Source organism: Bacteroidota bacterium (assembly GCA_021300195.1).
In the GTDB taxonomy this organism is placed as follows: Bacteria; Bacteroidota; Bacteroidia; order J057; family JAJTIE01; genus JAJTIE01.
In genome coordinates this window covers 36,521-56,834 of sequence record JAJTIE010000035.1, presented here as the reverse complement: position 1 = coordinate 56,834, position 20,314 = coordinate 36,521, and the positions used below count along the sequence as shown (strand labels likewise).

The 20,314-nt window shown below is 56.6% G+C and carries 13 protein-coding genes; 9 read left to right on the top strand and 4 right to left on the bottom strand.

The features are described 5' to 3' along the window. Positions 1-292 precede the first annotated feature (292 nt). Positions 293-1,774, bottom strand: coding sequence for a GWxTD domain-containing protein (locus LW884_08640; protein ID MCE3008394.1), 1,482 nt, complete (start codon positions 1,772-1,774; stop codon positions 293-295). Between the two features lie 64 nt (positions 1,775-1,838). Here LW884_08640 and LW884_08635 point away from each other — a divergent pair, with 64 nt between their 5' ends. The 8 genes from LW884_08635 to LW884_08600 all read left to right on the top strand — a co-directional run bounded on the left by LW884_08635 (position 1,839) and on the right by LW884_08600 (position 16,636). Continuing rightward, entirely contained in the window at positions 1,839-2,408 is a 570-nt protein-coding gene (locus LW884_08635) for a WbqC family protein (protein ID MCE3008393.1), read from the top strand. 207 nt (positions 2,409-2,615) lie between these two features. Beyond that, entirely contained in the window at positions 2,616-3,620 is a 1,005-nt protein-coding gene (nuoH, locus tag LW884_08630; GenBank protein ID MCE3008392.1) for an NADH-quinone oxidoreductase subunit NuoH, read from the top strand. 45 nt (positions 3,621-3,665) lie between these two features. Next, positions 3,666-6,212 carry an ATP-dependent Clp protease ATP-binding subunit gene (locus LW884_08625; protein MCE3008391.1) on the top strand — a complete coding sequence of 849 codons (2,547 nt, stop codon included), beginning with the start codon at positions 3,666-3,668 and terminating at the stop codon, positions 6,210-6,212. A 227-nt stretch (positions 6,213-6,439) separates the two neighbouring features. After that, positions 6,440-7,324: a lipoyl synthase gene (gene lipA, locus LW884_08620; GenBank protein MCE3008390.1), complete on the top strand. Its 885-nt coding sequence runs from the start codon at positions 6,440-6,442 to the stop codon at positions 7,322-7,324. Between the two features lie 347 nt (positions 7,325-7,671). After that, on the top strand, positions 7,672-9,765 hold the full coding sequence (locus LW884_08615; protein MCE3008389.1) for a formylglycine-generating enzyme family protein: 2,094 nt from the start codon (positions 7,672-7,674) through the stop codon (positions 9,763-9,765). A 371-nt stretch (positions 9,766-10,136) separates the two neighbouring features. Then, complete coding sequence (locus LW884_08610) at positions 10,137-10,952, top strand: hypothetical protein (protein MCE3008388.1); 816 nt, start codon at positions 10,137-10,139, stop codon at positions 10,950-10,952. A 13-nt stretch (positions 10,953-10,965) separates the two neighbouring features. Further along, positions 10,966-11,490 (top strand): hypothetical protein, encoded by a 525-nt coding sequence (locus tag LW884_08605; GenBank protein MCE3008387.1) that lies wholly within the window; start codon positions 10,966-10,968, stop codon positions 11,488-11,490. After that, complete coding sequence (locus tag LW884_08600; GenBank protein ID MCE3008386.1) at positions 11,456-16,636, top strand: PKD domain-containing protein; 5,181 nt, start codon at positions 11,456-11,458, stop codon at positions 16,634-16,636. The genes LW884_08605 and LW884_08600 overlap by 35 nt, the downstream gene beginning before the upstream one ends. A gap of 388 nt (positions 16,637-17,024) precedes the next feature. On the opposite strand, the gene LW884_08595 is transcribed toward LW884_08600, so the two are convergent. Together LW884_08595 and LW884_08590 are read right to left on the bottom strand one after the other, a co-directional pair. Further along, a complete protein-coding gene (locus LW884_08595; GenBank protein MCE3008385.1) occupies positions 17,025-17,204 on the bottom strand; it encodes a histone H1 in 180 nt (59 codons plus the stop codon). 87 nt (positions 17,205-17,291) lie between these two features. Further along, a complete protein-coding gene (locus tag LW884_08590) occupies positions 17,292-18,536 on the bottom strand; it encodes a pyridoxal phosphate-dependent aminotransferase family protein (GenBank protein MCE3008384.1) in 1,245 nt (414 codons plus the stop codon). A 115-nt stretch (positions 18,537-18,651) separates the two neighbouring features. Here LW884_08590 and porQ point away from each other — a divergent pair, with 115 nt between their 5' ends. Beyond that, positions 18,652-19,755 (top strand): type IX secretion system protein PorQ, encoded by a 1,104-nt coding sequence (gene porQ, locus LW884_08585; GenBank protein MCE3008383.1) that lies wholly within the window; start codon positions 18,652-18,654, stop codon positions 19,753-19,755. Between the two features lie 85 nt (positions 19,756-19,840). Here porQ and LW884_08580 read toward each other — a convergent pair whose 3' ends face one another. Beyond that, positions 19,841-20,185, bottom strand: coding sequence for a hypothetical protein (locus LW884_08580; protein MCE3008382.1), 345 nt, complete (start codon positions 20,183-20,185; stop codon positions 19,841-19,843). Positions 20,186-20,314 lie beyond the last annotated feature (129 nt).

The following is a 20,314-nucleotide window of genomic DNA, read 5'->3' as shown; positions in this document are numbered from 1 at the left end:
TGGCGTACATCCGTCCCAAAGTGTGTTGTGCATCTGCATCTCCTTGCTCAGCCCTTTGCTGCAGCACTTGCAGCGTGTCTTGGGCGGTGCTATACAGGGGCAGCAGTAGGAGGCCTAGCAGGCAGGCAGTCCGTATCGTCTTCATCGGCTTATCTTCGGGTGTTACGGTTTTAGACTTGTTTCATGCATCCCTTGCTACCAAGTTAAGGGAATAGGGGCGCTTGTCAATTTCCTTGCTCGTACGGGCCTCCAGCCAGGGTAGGGCCGTGGTGCAGTGCAGCGCGGTGTCGGGCTACCTGCCCGGTTCCAGAATTGGCTGATTCGGGCTCGTATCCGGGCTGCCCCCTGCGGCCCCGTTGCCGTTCTGCTGGATCATCTGCCGCCAGGCGGTGTTTTGCACCTCTCGGCGGTGGCTGCTGTGTATCAGCTGGTAGTTTCCCGTCAGGCCCAGGTCGGCAAACACAAAGGAGACGGCACTCTGCCCATCCAGGGTATTGTAGTTCCACAGCTGGTAGGGGTGGCTTCGCTCGTCGCTGTCTACCTGCTCCAGGGTGTTTGGCGCACCGTACTGCAGCAGTATGCGGCCACGGTCGGTCTGCCAGCCGGCCCGGCCCGGCAGGCCAAAGCGCTGGTTGGCATAGGCTAGCCGCTTCCGGTAGTCTAGCGCCAGGGCCGCAGGCTCTTTTTCGCCTGCTTCTCCTGCCCGAGCTCGCTTTTGCCAGAAGCTTACAAAATAGTTTTTGCGCTCCTCCTCGGTGCGCAGCGCGCGGGCAAAGTCTACCTCCAGCCGCGAGGAGATGGGCTGTAGCTGGGGGATTAGCTCGCGCAGCTCTTCGTCCTTATACCCATACAGCCGGTCGTAGGCCGATAGGTCTGCCTGTGTTTCGGTTTCGGCCTCCTTGTATATCGCCAGGGCACGGGTTTGGCGGGCCAGCAGCCGCCCGGTGTTGGTGTTCAGCTCCAGGTGCAGCTCGTACAGGCCGTCGGCCAGGCCGGCCAGGGGCAGGCCGCCCACATAGCTGGTGTAGGCCCGGGGCAGGCTGGGGCGCGTAAGGGTGCGTGCCTGCCCGGGTGCCTCGCTGCTGCCCGCCGGGCGCAGGTAGTAGGCCAGGTAGTAGGGTTCCTGTATCTTCCGGTCCAGCCGGTAGTATTCCCAGTAGAAGTAGAGCGAGTCCTGGCCCATCAGCACCCCATCTGTAGCCAGGGGGTATAGCTCCCAGCCATTCTTGGAGAAGGAGGTGAGCTGGGTGTCCGAGGGCTGGTAGCCCTGTAGCAGCATCAGGTCGCTCACCGTCAGGCTATCTGCCTGGGGGGTGAGGTAGAAGAAGCGGCGGGCCTCATACACCCGTGCCTTTGTGCCGTTTGCCTGGGCATCCTGGCAGCTTACGGTTAGGCCATAGTTTCCGGGCGGCAGTGCCCGCCGTAGCTGAAACTGAATGAGGCTGGGCAGCTGGGTGCTATCGGCCAGGGTCTCGGTCTTCAGGTGCTCGCGGGTTTCGAATAGCCGGGTGCTGTCGGGCAGGCTGTACAGCTGCACCTGCACTGCTGCCAGGCCCTGGTAGCCCCCCTGCACGGGCCTGCGCACCAGCTGGGTTGTTTCGATGCCGACGTATAGCTCCACATAGGGGTCTCCCTCCAGGGTATAGAAGCGGGCTACATCGATGTGTGGCAGCTGCGCCAGGCACTGGCCAATGCACAGTAGGCAGCCCAGCAGGGCCGCCCACCCGGCACGGCATGGCCCGTGCGCAGTGGTGGGATAGAGGGGCATACGCATGTGCAAATATACCGCATCTGCCGGGCAGCTGTCTTCTTCGTGCTGCATGGGTTATTTTTGCCAGATGACACCGATGCCCCTGCCCCCCCACTACCTGCCCAGTGTGCACTGGTGGGCCCAGGCCGTGCAGCAGGCTGGGTCCTCCGAGCGGGTGCTGTGGCTCAGCACACAGGTGCAGTACGAAAAGCAGACCCCCCTGAGCCGCACACAGATAAAGACCTGCAACGGGGTGCAAACCCTGGTAATACCTGTGCGGCACCACAGCCGCCACCAGCCCCTGGCCCTGGCCCAGCCGGAGGATGCCCAGCGGTGGCGGCAGGTGCATAGCCGCGCCCTACAGTCGGCCTATGGGCGGTGCGCCTACTGGGAGCACTATGGCCCCCCCCTGCTGGCCACCCTGGCCCAGGCCGATACGCTATGGGCACTGAACGAAGGCCTTATCCAGCAGATGGCCACTGCCCTGGGGCTGGGGGTGCAGGCCGTGGCCGCCCCACCGGCTGCCATAGGCTGCTATGTGCTGCCCCTGTACTTTCAGCCCTTTGATGCCCATGTGCCCGGCCTGAGCGGGCTAGACCTGCTGATGAACACGGGCCCCGAGGCCCTCCGGCTGCTGCTGCAGGCCCGGGCCGGCTAGCCCCCCGGCCGGCCATGCCTGTACAGCCCTGCGCCCGGGCAGCCTGCCTGCCACCGTTTGGTTTTCCATTGCGTTGGTTTATTCTGTACTTTTGCACAAAGAGAAAATGCCTATTCCGTCATGATCGACCTGATTAACGTCCTGCCCGAGTCCTTTGCGGGTGCCTTGGCCGAGAAAGCCATTTTTGTAGGCCTGGTGGTTTTTGTGATGCTAACAGCAGCAGCCTACAGCGTGTTTGCCGAGCGTAAAATTGCCGGTTTCATCCAGCAGCGCCCCGGGCCCAACCGCGTAGGCCCCTTCGGCCTGCTGCAGCCGGCGGCAGATGCCGTAAAGCTGATCCTGAAAGAGGATATTGTGCCGGCAGATAGCAATCGTTTTCTGCACTTTCTGGCCCCGGCCCTTACCGTGTTTCTGGCGGTTATGGGCCTGGCCATGCTGCCCTTTGCCAAGGGGCTTATTATTTTTGATGCCAACATTGGCATCTTGTTTATCCTGGGGGTCAGCTCCATTGCGGTGTATGGCATCACCCTGGCCGGCTGGTCTAGTAACAGCAAGTATGCCCTTATTGGCGGCCTGCGCAGCAGTGCCCAGATGATTAGCTACGAGCTGAGCATGGGCCTGAGCGTAGTGGGTGTGGTCCTGCTGGGCAATGCCTTCTACGGCGGTAGCGAGTACCTGCGCGTTAGCAGCCTGGTAGAGGCCCAGCGCACGGCCTGGTTCTTCTTTCTGAACCCCATTGGTGCCCTCATTTTTATCACAACAGCTTTTGCCGAAACCAACCGGACACCCTTTGACCTGGTAGAGGCCGAGCAGGAGCTGGTAGGTGGCTTTCATACCGAGTACAGCGGGATGAAGTTTGGTGCCTTCTTTGTGGGTGAGTACCTGAATGTGGTGGTGATGAGTGCCATCATCAGCGCGCTTTTCTTTGGCGGCTACCTCGGCCCCTTTGAGGGTGCCCTGGGCGTGGCAGGCTGGGAGCCCCTGTGGCAGACCCTGTGGGGCATTGGCTGGTTTGCTGCCAAAACCTTTTTCTGGGTGTTTGTGTTTATCTGGGTACGCTGGACGCTACCTCGTTTCAAGTACAATCAGCTGATGAACCTGGGATGGAAGCGCCTGCTACCCATCAGCGTACTGAACCTGATGATCATTGCGACGCTACTGAGCACCGGCGTGTATACTGCCATTTTGCGGGCAGTGGGTATTTTGGAATAACATTTGCCACAACAAGGGTTGTTGCCCTAACGTATAAAGCAAGACATGGAAGCTAATTTTTCAAACCGAGTACGAGACGTGATCAGCTACAGCCGCGAGGAAGCCCTACGGCTGGGTCATGACTATATAGGCACTGAGCATCTGCTGCTGGGCCTCATCCGCGAGGGGGAGGGCTACGCCATCAAGCTGCTGGTAGGCCTGGGCGTAGACGTGAGCCGGCTGCGCAAGACCATAGAAGACTCTGTGAAGATAACCAATGCCAACGTACATATTGGCAATATCCCGCTGACCAAGCAGGCAGAGAAGGTGCTGAAAATCACGTATCTGGAGGCCAAGTTCTTCAAGAGCGACGTGATAGGCACCGAGCACCTGCTGCTCAGCCTGCTGCGAGACGAAGACAACATAGCGGCCCAGATCCTGTCTCGTTTTGGCATAACCTACGAGATGGTGAAGCATGAGCTGGAGACCGGCGGAGACGAGCTACGCATGGCACTCCCCTCCGAGCCTGGCGAGCCATCCGGCAGCAGCGAGGCTGGCGAGCGCAGCAAGAAGGCCTCGAAGAGCAAAACCCCTGTGCTAGATAACTTTGGCCGCGACCTTACCCGCTCGGCAGAGGAGGGTAAGCTAGACCCCATCATCGGCCGCGAGGCAGAGATAGAGCGGGTAGCCCAGGTGCTCAGCCGACGCAAGAAAAATAACCCCGTGCTGATAGGCGACCCCGGCGTAGGAAAGACCGCCATAGCCGAGGGCCTGGCCCTGCGCATCGTGCAGCGCAAGGTGAGCCGCGTGCTGTTTAACAAGCGGGTGGTGAGCCTGGACATTGCCAGCCTGGTGGCTGGCACCAAGTATCGGGGCCAGTTTGAAGAGCGCATGAAGGCCGTGCTATCCGAGCTGGAAAAGAGCCCGGAAGTCATTCTCTTTATCGATGAGCTGCACACCATCGTGGGCGCAGGCGGTGCCAGTGGCAGCCTGGATGCCAGCAATATGTTCAAGCCCGCCCTGGCGCGCGGCGAGATACAGTGCATAGGTGCCACTACCCTGGATGAATATCGCCAGTACATCGAAAAAGATGGTGCCCTGGAACGCCGGTTCCAGAAGATCATGGTGGATCCCACCTCGCCCAGCGAGACCGTACAGATCCTGCACAACATCAAGGATAAGTACGAGGATCACCACAATGTGAACTACACCAACGAGGCCATAGAGGCCTGCGTTACCCTCAGCGAACGTTACATCACCGACCGGAACTTCCCGGACAAGGCCATAGATGTGCTGGACGAAGCCGGTAGCCGGGTGCACCTCAGCAACATCCATGTACCCAAGGCGGTGCTGGACCTGGAGGCCAAGATAGAGGACATCAAGGAGCAGAAAAATCGTGTGGTTAAGAGCCAGCGATACGAAGAGGCCGCGCAGCTCAGAGATCAGGAAAAGCGCCTGCTCGAAGACCTGGATTCTGCCAAACTGGCCTGGGAAGAAGAGACCAAGACCAAGCGCTATACTGTTACCGAGGACAATGTGGCAGAAGTGGTGGCCATGATGACCGGTATACCCGTGAAGAAGGTAGCCGAGGGCGATATCCAAAAGCTGCAGACCATGGGCGACGAGCTTCGTGGGCGCATCATTGGCCAGGATGAGGCAGTAGAGAAGCTGGTAAAAGCCATCAAACGAAGCCGAATCGGCCTAAAAGACCCCAATAAACCCATCGGCTCGTTCATCTTCCTGGGCTCTACGGGCGTGGGCAAGACGGAGCTGGCAAAGGCACTCACAAACTACCTGTTCGAGGGCGAAGACTCCCTTATACGGGTAGATATGAGCGAGTATATGGAGAAGTTCTCCGTAAGCCGCCTGATCGGAGCGCCTCCCGGATATGTAGGCTACGAAGAGGGCGGCCAGCTGACCGAAAAGGTGCGCCGCAAGCCCTACAGCGTAATTCTGCTAGACGAGATCGAGAAGGCCCACCCCGATATCTTCAATATCCTGCTCCAGGTGCTGGACGACGGCATACTGACCGATGGACTGGGTCGCCGCATCGACTTCAAAAACACCATCATCATCATGACCTCCAACGTGGGGGCCAAGGAGCTGAAGGACTTTGGCGCGGGCGTAGGCTTCAGCACCACGGCCAAGCTGGCCCAGACCTACGACCACATGAAGAGCACCCTGGAGGGAGCCCTGCGCAAGGTGTTCCGCCCCGAGTTTCTGAACCGGGTGGATGATGTCATCATCTTCAAGAGCCTGGAGAAGGAGCACATCATGAAGATTGTAGACCTCTCGCTCAGCAAGGTAACCCGCCGCATAGAGGAAATGGGCTACACCGTAGAAGTAACCGACCGGATGAAGGACTTCCTCGCCGAAAAGGGCTTCGACCAGCAGTATGGTGCGCGTCCCCTGAACCGCGCAATCCAGAAGTATGTAGAAGATCCCATTGCCGATGAGCTGCTGAATGTGAATGTAGCCGAAAGCGACACCATTACCGTAGACCTGGGCAGCGAGGATGAGATAAAGATAACCCACGCCAAGTCGGGTACCGCCAAAAAGAAGAAGGGTGGCTCCGGCGAAAAGTCGGGAGAGAAGAAAGAGGAATCCAAGTAAAGTCAACTTGGAGTTCTCTGCCGCAGGGTTGACAGATGAGGTTAAGCGTATAGCAGCGTGGAGATTCAGGATCCAACCGGATCTCCACGATGCTTTTTCGAGCAGCGGGCTTACCGAGTACTCGCGGGCAGGTGTTTGGTGTATGCCTCAGCCGAAACCTACTTATCCATACTGCTGTTTGTAGGTGAAGACAGATCTTACGAACTTTGTACATAAGCCTGCACAAGATGATAGAGCTACCGGTAGTACCCAGCATAAAGAATACGGAAAGCCTGAAACGGCCAGACTGGTTGCGTGTAAAGCTGCCCTACGGAGACCAGTATCGTAGTGTGCGGAGCATAGTAGACAAGCAGCAGCTGCACACGGTGTGCGAGAGTGCGCGCTGCCCTAATATGGGCGAGTGCTGGGGCGAGGGTACTGCTACCTTCATGATCCTGGGCAATGTATGCACGCGGGGGTGCTCCTTCTGCGCCGTGGCTACTGGCAGGCCCACCGAGTTTGACGAAGAAGAGCCGATACGTGTGGCCGAGGCCATCCGGCAGATGGGCGTAAAGCACGCAGTGATTACCAGTGTGAACCGCGATGAGCTGAAAGACGGGGGGGCCAGCATCTGGGCCGCCACCGTGCGCGAGAGCTACCGGCTGAACCCGGGACTGACGATGGAAACACTCATCCCCGACTTCAAGGCCAAATGGGATGCCCTGGAGCTGGTGCTGGCCGAACGCCCCAATGTGGTGAGCCATAACATGGAAACCGTGAAGCGCCTGTACCGCAGGGTGCGCCCGCAGGCCCGCTATGAGCGTAGCCTGGAGCAGATACGCCGTACCAAACAGGCCGGGCTGCGCACCAAGAGCGGAATTATGGTGGGCCTGGGCGAAACACCCGAAGAGGTGTATGAGATAATGGATGACCTGGTGGCACATGGCTGCGACGTGATGACGCTGGGCCAGTACCTGCAGCCCACCAAGATGCACCTGCCGGTGGAGGAGTTTATAACCCCAGAGATGTTTGACCACTACCGTACGGTGGGCCTACGCAAGGGCCTGAAGTATGTGGAGAGCGGCCCGCTGGTACGCAGCAGCTACCACAGCGAACGCCACCTGGAGGGGTAGTGGGCCAAACCTGCGCCTATCTACTCTCACCCGCCCCCCCTCCAGAACCTGTAGGTAGCAGATATTTATCCGTTGTGCTCAGGTCTTGCTCGTCCGCACGCTCGCGAGTGCGGCTGTGGCCACCCGCCATGAGGAGGGGTATGCCCGTCCGCACGATACCCGGCCCAGAACGACTCCTTCCGCGGAGCAGCCGCAGCTGGACGGTTATCTATAGCCCACTTCTCGTTTCGTCTTGTCTTCGAAAAATGAGCAATCTCATTTGTTTCGCAATATAAAATGTTCTGTTTTGAGGAGATGCGGAGAGTTTGCTCCTCTTTAATTTTATCTCTCTATGTAATGCTATCATCATGAAGCGATGTTTTATTGTCTTCCTTGCTCTTGCATCTGGCTATCAAGCACTGGCCAACTCTATTGTGGTGTCCAATATCACGCGTGTGGGTGCTAATCGGGTGCAGTTTCAGCTGAGCTGGCAAAACAGCTGGATGGTGTCTGGCGCGCCCGGCAACCACGATGCCGCCTGGGTATTCGTCAAGTTCCGCCGCTGCGATGCTGCCGACCTCACCTTTAGCCACGCCCTGCTGAGCACCACCCTGGCCGACCACAGCCTCAGTGCCGGCCTGGCGTTTGCCCAAAACATTACCACCACCGACCGGCTGGGCAATGCGGGCAACCATAATACCGGTGCCATGGTGCGCCGCAGCACCGATGGGATTGGCCACATAACCGGAGAGACCGTAACCCTGGCTATAGTAGGCGCCACCGATGGCGCCACCTTTGAGCAAACTGTAGACTACGAAATACGCGTATATGCCATCGAGATGGTACAGGTGCCCCAGGCCGCCTACTGGGCCGGAGATGTGGCGGGACCCCTTACCTATAAGGGCTTCTATATGAGCACGATTGTGGGCGCGGATAGGGCGAGGGACGGTTTGAATCTATCCATTAACAGGACCTGGATTGACGGAGAGGCTGCCCGGAACCTGCCCATCAGCGGTGGGCAAGTGGCCCTTCTTGCCAATTATCCCAAGGGCTTTGATGCCTTCTACTGCATGAAGTATGAGGTAAGTGCCGGCCAGTACGTAGATTTTCTGAATACACTGGGTAATGTGGCAGCCTTGCGTTTTGCGAGTGCTTTTACGGCCTACCGAAATACCATTACCATTGGCACCCAGGGCTATGTATCCACCGAACCGAACCGGGCAAATAACTATATGGACGAGGCCGACCTGCTCTCTTATCTGGACTGGGCGGCGCTGCGCCCCATGACCGAGCTGGAGTATGAAAAGGTGTGCAAGGGGGTAGGGGCCTTTTCCGAGGGCGGATTTGCCTGGGGCCGGGATGTATTCACCCTTTCGCAGTTGCTGCGCATCACCACGCCCGAAAACGGAACCGAGCTGGCCGATGCCTCGAATGCAAACGCAAACTGCCACTATCGCGGTACCACTCCCTCACTAAACGAACATCGTTTGTACGATCCGGCAGGCAATAGCCTGGGCGAGGGACCGGTAGGCTGCGGCCTCTTTGCCCGAAATGCGAACGAGAAGCGTTCTACCTCTGGTGCCGCCTACTATGGCGCCATGGAGATGAGCGGGAATGTATGGGAGCTGGTTATACACATAGCTACCGATAGTCGTTATGCCGGAAACCACCCCTATACGGGCGTATGGGGGGATGGACGACTGAATGCGCAGGTCCTGTACGATGTTCCAGGGTGGCCTGCCGACTGGTCGCCACGCGTGCGCCTGTATTACAGCGCTACCGGCTATATGGCCAGCTGCAGCCCGCTAGATGTAACGGCTGTAGCGGGTGGTACCTTTTCCGGATCAAACTCCTTTACCTGCCTAACAGCGGGCTTCTACATGGTGCAGGTACTGGGCGATTCGTCCGATATCTTTAGCTGCTACAACCACCTCGGGCGGGCTGTCCAGCTCTCGATACTTGGCCAGCAGGTGCAGGCCACCAGTGCCTTCAACCTGGCTACGGCCGCTGCCATTGATAACGTGAACGGCGGAGACCCCCTGCCCGAGAATGTAACCATATCCGGCGCTTTCGATCGCTTTGGTTGCAACAACAATGTGCTGCCCGCCGGCGATTTGTGTGGCCCAAATGTAAAGGCCATTTACCGCCGTGTAGTGATTGATCAGAACGGTATTCTGACCGTTGGTAGTGGCAACTGGCAGCGCTTTACCTATCGGCTATACCGGGGCGATGCCTCCGCACTCCCTCAGTCGGGGGGGCGCATTACAGGCCTGGTGGATCAGGCGGGTTGCCAGGCTCTGCTTACTCCCATCCGGGTATGTGTTACGCCTGGCACATACACCTTGGTGTCATTTGGCGATGCAAATGATGTAGGGATAGGAGATCAACCCACCCCTTCACGCTTACGGCTCCCGTCACCACTTTCGGTAATCCCGCTGCGCCAAACAACCTGGGAACGATAACAACCGGAATTGTAAACGCACAAACGGATTTCTGGACCTGTATAGATAACCCGCTCACCATAGCCGGACGCACCCCCTGCGACGGGGCTACCAAGCAGATCTACCGGGTATTCTATCTTACGGGTTCCACTTTTCTTACAATAAGTAGTCATTATAACTTCCGGCTTTTTGCCGGAGACATCCGCAACGGTGCAAACACACTGACGCCTTATGCGGATAACATAATTGGCGAATGGGGCTGCCGTGGAGGACAACTGAGCACCAACGTATATGCGCCATTCCCCGCCACAGCGGGCTGGTATACGGTTGTTCAGTACGGTAGCGGTGGCTCCTTTGTCAGCCCTACATACTCAAGTGGCGCGGGCGGAAATTTGGGCGAAGCCGTTAATCTGACTATCGGCATCGGCACGGGGCTGACCAACAGCCCTGGATTCAACCGGCCTGCCACAGCCTGTGTAGCCAATAATGGAACCCCATTGTCTTGGAATGACCCTGGGGTACAGCCCGTACCTGCTACGGGCAGGGCCTACACCCTGTGCCAGCCAGAATTCTTCAACTGTACGAATGACCTCCCATTTAGCGGTCATCCCATAACAGGATGTTCAGGCTATAATCGTACGGCCTATTACACCTTCTCGCTCGACAGGGAGTCTTACGTCAATATCCGGAATGTCTTCCACACCTATCGCGTGCAGGTATATGCCGGAAATGCCCGTACCAACCCCGCTATCCTGAATGCCGCACCTATCCAGCCCTGCGTTCAGCTGTCAAACACCTGGTTTCACTCAACCTATTCTACCCATGATGGAATTGAACTCTGTCGTGCCCAGCCAGGGGATTACACCTTTGTTGTTTTTGCGAATGATAGCCATATTGGCCAGAGTGTCCAGCCCATTGTGTATGTAGATCAGGTGGCTACCAGCCGGTTTGACCATGCTTCTACGGCCTACGATTTTGGTGTATTGCCCCGTAATGGGCTGGAGTACTACGGCCGAGTAGACGACCCTACTGCTGCCAATCCCGTAGAAGAGGCGCACCCCACGGTGCCGGGTAGGCGGGCCAGTAGCGATATCTTCTACTGCACTACGGGTGCTCAGCCAGGTGAGCTACGGGATTCTCCTGCCGAGGGGGGGGGCCGACATCGAGAAATGCGCCATAGGCGGATACCCGAATACCACGCCTACTAGCGTGCCCTACCCCATGCCTGCCAACTTCGTTGTCTACCAGGACGATGCCCAGACACAACCCTTTACCCGCCGCACCCTGTGGTACACCTTTGTGGTAGACGGCCCTGGACGAGTTACTGTGCGTGTTCGAAACCGAACCAGTGGTAAGACCCTGCAGGCTCCTTTTAGTGTATATCGCTCGGATGCCGATGGTACCATCGATTTTGCTACTCTGCGCGCCAGTGGGGGTATAGATAGCACCGTGGCACAGGGCCTCCGCTTTATCGATAACAGCCGGACGGCACCAAATTGGTGCCCAGAGGACCGAAACTCCGTTACCTTTGAGCGCAACCCCTGCACCGAAACAGGCAGGGTTCGGTACTATGTTATTGTAGACAACAACGTATTTAACTACGTAAATGGACAGGTGGACGTAAGCGTGCAGCACGAGGGATTTGATAATCTACCTTTAGTGCACGACTTCTGTGGGGGGGGATGCCAACCCGAACCTAAATGCAGCCAACATGGGCGTGCTGCCATCTGGCGTGACGGTGGGTAATTGGGCTTCTTTCTCCTGTGCCACCCGAAGTGCTACCGACCCAAATGGCTGTGGCAACCGCACCCTGTGGTACACATTCGAGAGTACGTTTTCGGGTAGGCTTCGTATCAATTACGAAATCAACCCCGGCAACCAGGTTTATGCAGATGCCGATAACATCCAGGTGTACAAGGCCCCTGACTGTGCCAGCCTGGATGCCAGCGACCGGGTTACGACGAGCACTCTTTTTGCGAACAGCCAGCCCTGGAGCGAGGGCTGCCTAAGCCCTGGCCGGTACTATGTGCTGCTTACGGGCTGTGGCTATACCATCGAGCAGGTACGGCCCCGTGTATGGCTCATCCCTCAGCGTGGCGACTTGTGTACTTCTACGGACCCGGAGTCTGAGGCGGTTAATATTCAGCTTACCCATGTGCCCGGCCTGCTTACCTCAGCATCCGGATCGGTCAATATTGACTGCCACACCATAGGCGAGGGTTTTGGCGAGGATGGCAGTAATATGGGCTGTCTTTTCGGCCCTACCAACTATAAGTCTGCCTGGTTTAAGGTGGCTGTAGCCGCAACAGAGAAGGTGGATTTGCGCTTCCGCCTGGAGGAAAATACCAATGCCCTTCCCTCAAATATCCGCTACCGCGTGCTGTATGGCACCTGCACGGCCCTCAGTGCTGGCCCGTGCAACTCGGACGCACTTACCGAGTTTACCCTGAACTGCATGCAAACTGGAGATTACTATGTGCAGGTGGTGGTTCCTGCTGCTGCTGTCGGTACTGTCAATCTTTTTGCTGTAACTGCCCCCACTACAGATCAGGATTGCAATCCGCTCAATCCCTTGTTGCCCATTGTAAACTTTACCATTGCCGGGGGCTGCGTAAATGAGCCAGTTCAATTTTCAAACTTCTCTACCCAAGGCTCCGATATTGAGTATGAATGGGAGTTTGGTGATCCTGCTGCTTCCACCTCTTCAGATTTCGAACCTTCGTTCACCTACACGGCCGAAGGTACCTATACCATTCGCCTTACCGTGCGAAACACGGCTTTCATGCCAAACCTGGTGGCTACCCTCTCCATTCCTTATGACATTGACCTGAAGCCCACCGGTTCTATCAGTGTTACCTCTCCGGCTACGGGGGGTGTAGAGAATGGCTGCGAGCAGGTGATAGCCGATACTCCATACAACTTTTCCTCAAACTCAACTAATGCGCTTGCCTGGTATTGGGATTTTGCCAGTGGTGGAACCTCAACGGATGAAAATCCGGCGAACATAATTTTTGTTAATGATGGCGAAAACCTGGTTAGCCTGACCTTGATAAACGGGAATTGTACCGAGACACTCGATTCATGCTTTTTGGCAGGCTTGGAGCCTGTTTTCCAGGGTGGGCCTTATGATGGAGTCACTTCGGACGTGCTCAACCCCTGCGTGGAGCCGCTGTTCTACCAGGGTGGGCCTTATGATGGGGCTACGGTGGACGTATTCAACCCCTGTGTGGAGCCGCTGTTCTACCAGGGTGGGCCCTATGATGGGGCTACGGCGGACGTGCTCAACCCCTGTGTGGAGCCGTTGTTCTACCAGGGTGGGCCCTATGACGGAGCTGCTTCGTGGAACTATGCCATTGCTTTGGCCAATGAATCCTCGCCGCAGCAGAGTTTGTGTGCAGGCACACCCGTTACGCTAGACATCACTGTGGCACCAGCTGCCGGTGCTACCTCTGTCAGTTATTGGTGGTCTACCGGCGCCACAACCCCTACTATTACGGTAACTCCGGCTACCACTACACAGTATCTGGGGCGTATCAACTTCACGCACCCGGGTGGATGCGCAGAGCAAGTAGAGAACACCTTTACCGTGGTGGTGCTGAGCGGCCCTGTGGCTGCTGCAGGTGCAGATCGAACTTTTTGCGAAAGCCCTACCCCCACACCCACCACACTGGGATCTCCGGCTATGGCAGGCTATACCTACAGCTGGGTGCCTGCTACGGGCCTCAGCGCTACCAATGTAGCCCAGCCCATCGCCACGGTCACCACCACCACTACCTATACCCTCACGGTCACCGACCCATCTCTGCCGGGCGCCTGCGCTACCTCCACCGACCAGGTTGTTGTCAGCATCCTGCCGCTGCCCGTCGTTACGCCCGGAAGCGACCAGCTGGTATGCCCAGGCGGCTCTGCCACCATCACGGCAACGGTATCTGCCGGCGCTGGTTATGAGTGGTTTACCCTGAATCCTACCACGCTTGCCGTTACCACCACACTGGGCACTGCCAGCAGCTACACGGTGGGCACGGGTGTGTATGGCGTGCGTGCCACAAATGCAGCCTGCCAGAGCAGCATACAGCCTATACGGGTAAATGAGGAAGATATAACTAGCCTGGACTATCGTTCCAGGGATAATGGAAACTGGAATGCCCTTACTACCTGGGAAGTAAAAAATCCGACAACAGGGGTGTGGGTGCCAGCTGAGAACCTCGTATTTGCCTGTGGTACAATACCCTATCCCACTGCGCAGAGCGACTCCGTATTGGTACAGCACACCGTTGTGTACAATCTGCTGTACAATACGGCTGGTGCCTTTAACACAACCAACAATCCCTTTGGCATTGACCAAACCACCATATCGGCCGCAGGGCTGCTACGCATACCGGTGGGTAGCAACCTGGGAGTGGTAGATAAGGGTACCTATGACCTGGTAAATGAGGGCCGCCTGGAGATAGCCGGCACCTTTACCACAACGGGATCTGGCCTGCTACAGAACAGTGATAACAGTACCGTAGCCTATACACTGGCCGGAAATCAGACCATGTGGAACGGCTCATATGGCAGGCTAGAGGTAACTGGCAGCGGTAGCAAAGCGGTAGGGGGTGCCAATACCGAGGTGCGGACTGGCGTGCAATTCAGCAATGCCTTCATTGTATTGGGCAATAGAAACATAGCGCTACGGAGCACCGCCACTCTGTCTGGCTTCGGCCCTTCAGCCGGTTACTTTGTCACCAATCAGTTTGGTTCGGTGGTCAAAGATGCGGTTGGAAGTACGCCATTCTTCTACCCCGTAGGCAGCAGTACCGCCAGTTATAACCCGCTGCTGGTAGACAATGATGGCACTGTAGACAACTACAGCCTGCGTGTAGAGCCCAATTTTGCAAATGACCTGATTTTCGCCCAGGACGAGCTGACCGCAGCCACTTCGGTTAACCGCACCTGGCACCTGAGTGAAAGCGTTCCAGGGGGTAGCAACCTGGCGATTACGACCTACTGGGTTGCAGCAGATGAAAATGCCGGATTTGACCGCGCCTCTTCGGCCAATGGTGTGTTCAACAGCGGTACGGGCTGGGCGCGAGTTGAAAACCTGAAGCCTGCCCTGGGCAGCGGTACCTCTGCCGATATGTACAGCCAGACCAGCAGTGGGCAGACTACAGTAGGCCCAATAAGCGTGGGTAGCTGCAATATACCCCCGCTGGACTACCGCACTATTGCCGATGGAAGCTGGACCGATGTAAGCATCTGGGAGGTGTGGGATGTTGCTACTTCCACCTGGGTTTCGGCCAGCTTTGTGAACAACAGCTGCCTGCAGGTGCAGTATCCCACCGCGCTGAGCCGCTATGTGCACATACGTCACAATGTGAACTACAATTTCACCATTCCTAATGGCGTGGATCAGGTGCTGGTTCGGACTGGTGCACGGCTTACGGTGGCCAGTGGTGTTATCCTGCGCATGCCCCATGGCTCTGCAGATCCCAATAGTGTAGTGAGCACTACCCTTCCGCCCGATGCGGCCCAGCTCATCAGCAACACGGATATCTATAACCTGGGTACCTTGGTCATTACCGGCGAGTTTGCGGTAATGAACGCGGCAAAGCTGAATAATGATGACAACAGCCTGGTGCACTACAATGGAAATGCCCAAACTATGTGGGCAGGCAAGTATGGCAGGCTACAAGTAAGCAGCCCGTCGGCCTCTGTGCTGAGCAATAAGGCACTGGGCGGAGCGAACACCCGCGTAAATACGGACATCCGCTTTACGGGTGCCAAAGTGGTGTTGGGTAACCAGAACATTACCCTGGCAAGTGCAGCTACGGTTACGGGTGCAGGCCAGCAAACAGGCTACCTAGTGGCCACGGAAAATGGTTACTGTGTGTGGGAGTATGCTACGGGCACGGATGTAGCCCACAGCTTCCCGCTAGGTGGCGATGAATACAGCCCGTGTGAGATCAGTTTTGCGAGCGTTACCGGCTCTGGAACCCTGCTGGGCCGTGTGCGCGAGCACAGGCATCCCACACTGGCCACTGCTATCAACCGATTCTGGACCCTGGAGCGCGGAACCGTTAACTTTGCTGGGGGCTATGTTGGTACCTTTAATTACCATAATGTAGACCTGCCTTTTGTGCCTGCAGATCTGAGTGAAGAACTGGATATGGTTAAGGTAGCCGGTGCCTACAGTACGGCCTATACCCAGCCAAATAACTGGCGACTATCTCCGCAAAGCCTGGGTGTGTCTCATGATGTGAGTAATAACCTTGGCTCAATCGGAAATGATGCCTTTAGCGATTTCACCTTCATGCCCGACTTTCAGACTGTACTGCCCGTGGAAAACCTGGTGCTGGCAGGCAAGTGGGATGGAAGAGATGCCCAACTATACTGGACGGGAGATAGCGAGACCAATGCCTATGGCTATACCCTGCGGCGCAGCCTGGATGGCATCACCTGGACCGATGTGGCTTGGCGCTCTGCCGTAGGTACCACCAGCCAGCCCGTGGCCTACCAACATCTGGATATGGAGGTGGCCTCTATGACCACTCCGCACTACTACTACAGCGTGCAGCAGCAAGACCTGGATGGCCGGGTAACCCATAGCAATACGGTGCTGCTGATCCGCAGTGGCGGTGCCCCAGCAGACGAACGTGTGCGCGTATTCCCCAACCCCGCACTGAATGGCCAACAGATCAGCCTGGTGCTACAGCTGGAAGCAGATGAGCCGGTAGAGATCGTGGTAAGGGATGTATTAGGAAAGGTACTGTTCACCAAAACCGTGGCGGCCAGTGCAGGCCAGAGCCTGCACAGCCTACCCGTGGGCAGACTGGCTGCCGGTAGTTACCACGTTCAAGTAGTTACGGCCCGTAGGGTGTACACGGAGCGTGTAATTGTGCTGGATCAGTAGCCAACCCCTTTGGTGCCAGCTTGCTGTAGAGTAACTTTTAGAGGGCCATGAGGCCCTCTTTTTTTGATCCTGCTTGTTGCTTTTAGAGATTGCCCGCCTAACCAGCAGCCTTGCATAGGCCGTTTGCACGAGCGGTTCAGATAGATCCCTTGCGGGTGGGGGAGGGGCAGTGTCTTTTCCTGAATCTTAAAAATATCCCTGCCTAAGCGTGGCGGCATGACTCGGCCTGGAATAAGTTCTGCACAGGTTGCATAATCCGTTCCTGCCCATTTTTTAGGCAAACCTGCTTTAGCCTGGAGCGTTTTATGCTAACCGCGCTGCCTTTCGCGAGCTGGTTCATAAAAAAAGGCTACCATTTGGTAGCCTTTGTCTTTTTTGCCGAGTGTAGTTAGGCATTGTTTTTAGAGTCCTGCACTTCTTTGCGGATTTCTTGTGCGCGATTGCGAAGGTCCATCAGGCCCTTGCGTACACGGGTGCCGGCTGCCTTGTTGCCTTTCTCAAAGAATTTCTGGAAATCTCCTTCCAGCTCTTCTACCATCTGTTTAATCTCGGAATAGGGGTTACTCATAATTAAAGGTTTTTCAGTTTACGGGATGCAAATAAATGCAAAAAGCCTTTCAAAATCATTTTTGAGGGCTTTTTTCCTGTTTTTTTCTCAACTCAACTGCGGCACTTTATCCACATAGGCACCGGCATTCAGTTTTGTACGTATGTCCTCAAAGGCAGCCAGGGTGCGTTCTACATCCTCCAGGCTATGGCTGGCGGTGGGGATGATGCGCAGAATGATGACCCCACGTTCCACCACCGGGTATACAACGGCAGAGGTAAAAATGCGGTGGTTACCCCGTAGGTCTGCCACAATGTTCATGGCCTCTACGTCGCTACCATTCATATACACGGGCGTTACCGGCGTGTTTAGCTCACCTATGTCAAAGCCCCGCTGGCGCAGGCCATTCTGTATGGCGTGTGTAATGGTCCACAGCTTTTCGCGCAGCTCAGGTTTGCTACGCAGCAGCTCCAGGCGTTTCAGGGCTCCCCACACCAGCGGCATGGGCAGGCTCTTGGCATAGATCTGGCTGCGCAGGTTGTAGCGCAGGTAGTTGATCAGTTTTTTCTCACCGGCCACAAAGGCACCAATCAGGGCCATACTCTTGGCAAAGGTGTCGAACAGGATATCGATCTTGTCTTGTACCCCATAGTATTCGCCTGTGCCGCGTCCGTGGGCACCCATTACACCGAAGCCGTGTGCATCGTCTACCATCAGGCGGAAGCTGTACTTGCTCTTCAGTGCGGCAATCAGGTCCAAACGGCCCGTATCGCCCTTCATGCCGAATACGCCTTCGGTGATCACCAGGATGCCGCCTCCGGTTTCTTTTACAATGGCTTCTGCTTTTTTCAGCCGGTCTTCCAGCTGCTCCATGTCGTTGTGTGCAAACACAAAGCGCTTTGCCAGGCTCAGCATCATACCGTCTATAATACAGGCGTGGCACAGCTGATCGTACACAATCACGTCCTTCCGGTCGGTAATAGCAGGTATGATGGACATACAGCCCTGGTAGCCATAGTTTAGCAGAAAGCCGTCTTCTTTCTCTACAAATGCAGCCAGCTCTTGCTCCAGTTGCTCATGGTAGTCTGTATTACCGGTCAGCATTCGTGCACCCATAGGCGAGGCCAGGCCCCAGCGGCGCGCGCCTTCTGTATCTGCTGCCCGTACCTCGGGGTGGTTGGCTAGCCCCAGATAGTCATTTAGGCTCCAGTTTAGCAGTTGCTTTCCCCGAAACTCCATATGGGGCCCAATGTCTCCCACTAGCTTTGGGAAGCTTAGATAACCGTGGCCTATTTCCGCATACTTGCCCAAGTCGCTCTGCATGCGGCGGTCTATTTTGTCGAATACATCCATTTTTTCTTGATAATTGGGAAAGAGCAAATATACAGATATTCCCTGGCACACTGGTGTACCACATTTTCTGCCACCCAGCCAATAATGGGCCACCGAATCCGTTTAATTTGTGTGCATGAATAGAACCAGGATGTATAAGCAGCTGCTCGCAAGTTTGTGGCTTGGCAGCCTAATGCTGGTAGCGGCTGTGCAGGCACAGGTGGGAGGCCGTGCCGTATTCGATTTTCTTCGGCTGCACACCAGTGCCCGCCAGACGGCGCTGGGGGGCGCCTATATATCCGTGCAGAACACAGACAACGCCCTGGCGCTGATGAACCCAGCCCTGCTAAACCCGGACATGCACCAAAAGGCATACGCCAGCTGGATCGACTTTCTGGGCAATACCAACTATGGTACGGTGGGCTATAGCCGCCACTATCCCCAGCTGGGCACCGTGCAGCTGGGCATTCGGTACTTAGGGTACGGCAGCTTTACCGAGGCCGATGCCTTTGGCAATCGGACAGGTAGCTTTAGCGCGGGCGATGTAGCCCTGAATGCAGGCTGGGGCAGGCAAGTGGCCGAGAACCTAAGTGTAGGCGCAAATCTGAAAGTCATCAATTCTCATCTATATACCTATAGCTCCTGGGGCTTGGCAATGGATATAGGGGCCTACTACGACTATAAGAAGTGGGATGTGCAAATAGGTGCTGTGGCACAGAACATAGGCCGACAGCTGAACCCCTATGTGGCTGGCAGCACTACCGAGCCACTGCCCTTTGACCTTCAGTTGGGCATCACCAAGCGTATACCCCACACGCCCATGCGCTTTACCCTTACGGGCCACGACCTGCACCGGCCCCAGCTGGTAAACCAGGATGCTGAGGGCGAGGAACTGGACCTGGAGGGAAACCCGGTGAAGGATAAGACGAGCACGGCAGACGAGGTGTTTCGCCACCTCACCTTCGGGCTGGAATTTTTGCTCAACAAGAACCTGCACCTCCGTACTGGGTACAACCATCAGCGCCGCCGCGAGCTGCAAAGCCCCGAGAATAATGGCCTGAACCTGAACGGATTTTCGCTAGGACTGGGCCTGCGCATCAACCGTTTCTACCTGGACTATGGCTTTGCCAGCTACCATGCGGTTGGGGGGGTACATCACTTCCAGATCAGCACCCTGCTCAATACCTTCCAGCGAGGCTGGCAGTACGACCCTGCTGCGTACGACTACAACTATAACTAGCGCAGTGGGGGTGGGGGGGCTGGCCGCAACCTGGCGGCTCGCCGAACAATGCCCTGGGGCGCGCAGGTGGGCGTACGCACCCTGCCTAGAGGATGGCCCGAATCCGGCGGCCAGCCCAGGTGCTAAAGCCCCCAACCAGGCCGCCCACCAGGCCTGTAGCAGCTACCAGTGTCAGGTTGTTCGGCAGCGAAAGTAGCTGGGCAATTTTATCTCCTAGCCGATAGCCATTGAAATGGTCGATACCCAGTGCCACCAGCCCCCACAGCAGGAAGAGACCCAGAAAGCCCGCCAGAAAGGCATGGACGGTATTCCGCGCAAACAAAAAGCCGCAGGCAGCACACACCGGCGCGAATATCCACCAGGGCATACTGTCGCGGAAATAGTAGTTCGCCAGAAAACTCAGCGCTGCTGTAAGTACAACCAACATCATAATGAGTAAAATTACGGCTTTTCCTTGCGCACCGGCTAGCCCCTGGCCAACGCTTCGTCCACAGCCTGCGTATCTCTACATCTGGTAGGCGGGCAGCACCTGTGGATAGATGCCGGGGTGTGCGGGGCT

Bases quoted from the DNA above. Each gene is read 5' to 3' on its own strand.
- LW884_08640 (MCE3008394.1), bottom strand. From the start codon at position 1,774: ATGCGTATGCCCCTCTATCCCACCACTGCGCACGGGCCATGCCGTGCC.
- LW884_08635 (MCE3008393.1), top strand. From the start codon at position 1,839: ATGACACCGATGCCCCTGCCCCCCCACTACCTGCCCAGTGTGCACTGG.
- nuoH (MCE3008392.1), top strand. From the start codon at position 2,616: ATGCTAACAGCAGCAGCCTACAGCGTGTTTGCCGAGCGTAAAATTGCC.
- LW884_08625 (MCE3008391.1), top strand. From the start codon at position 3,666: ATGGAAGCTAATTTTTCAAACCGAGTACGAGACGTGATCAGCTACAGC.
- lipA (MCE3008390.1), top strand. From the start codon at position 6,440: ATGATAGAGCTACCGGTAGTACCCAGCATAAAGAATACGGAAAGCCTG.
- LW884_08615 (MCE3008389.1), top strand. From the start codon at position 7,672: ATGAAGCGATGTTTTATTGTCTTCCTTGCTCTTGCATCTGGCTATCAA.
- LW884_08605 (MCE3008387.1), top strand. From the start codon at position 10,966: ATGCCTGCCAACTTCGTTGTCTACCAGGACGATGCCCAGACACAACCC.
- LW884_08600 (MCE3008386.1), top strand. From the start codon at position 11,456: ATGGGCGTGCTGCCATCTGGCGTGACGGTGGGTAATTGGGCTTCTTTC.
- LW884_08595 (MCE3008385.1), bottom strand. From the start codon at position 17,204: ATGAGTAACCCCTATTCCGAGATTAAACAGATGGTAGAAGAGCTGGAA.
- LW884_08590 (MCE3008384.1), bottom strand. From the start codon at position 18,536: ATGGATGTATTCGACAAAATAGACCGCCGCATGCAGAGCGACTTGGGC.
- porQ (MCE3008383.1), top strand. From the start codon at position 18,652: ATGAATAGAACCAGGATGTATAAGCAGCTGCTCGCAAGTTTGTGGCTT.
- LW884_08580 (MCE3008382.1), bottom strand. From the start codon at position 20,185: ATGATGTTGGTTGTACTTACAGCAGCGCTGAGTTTTCTGGCGAACTAC.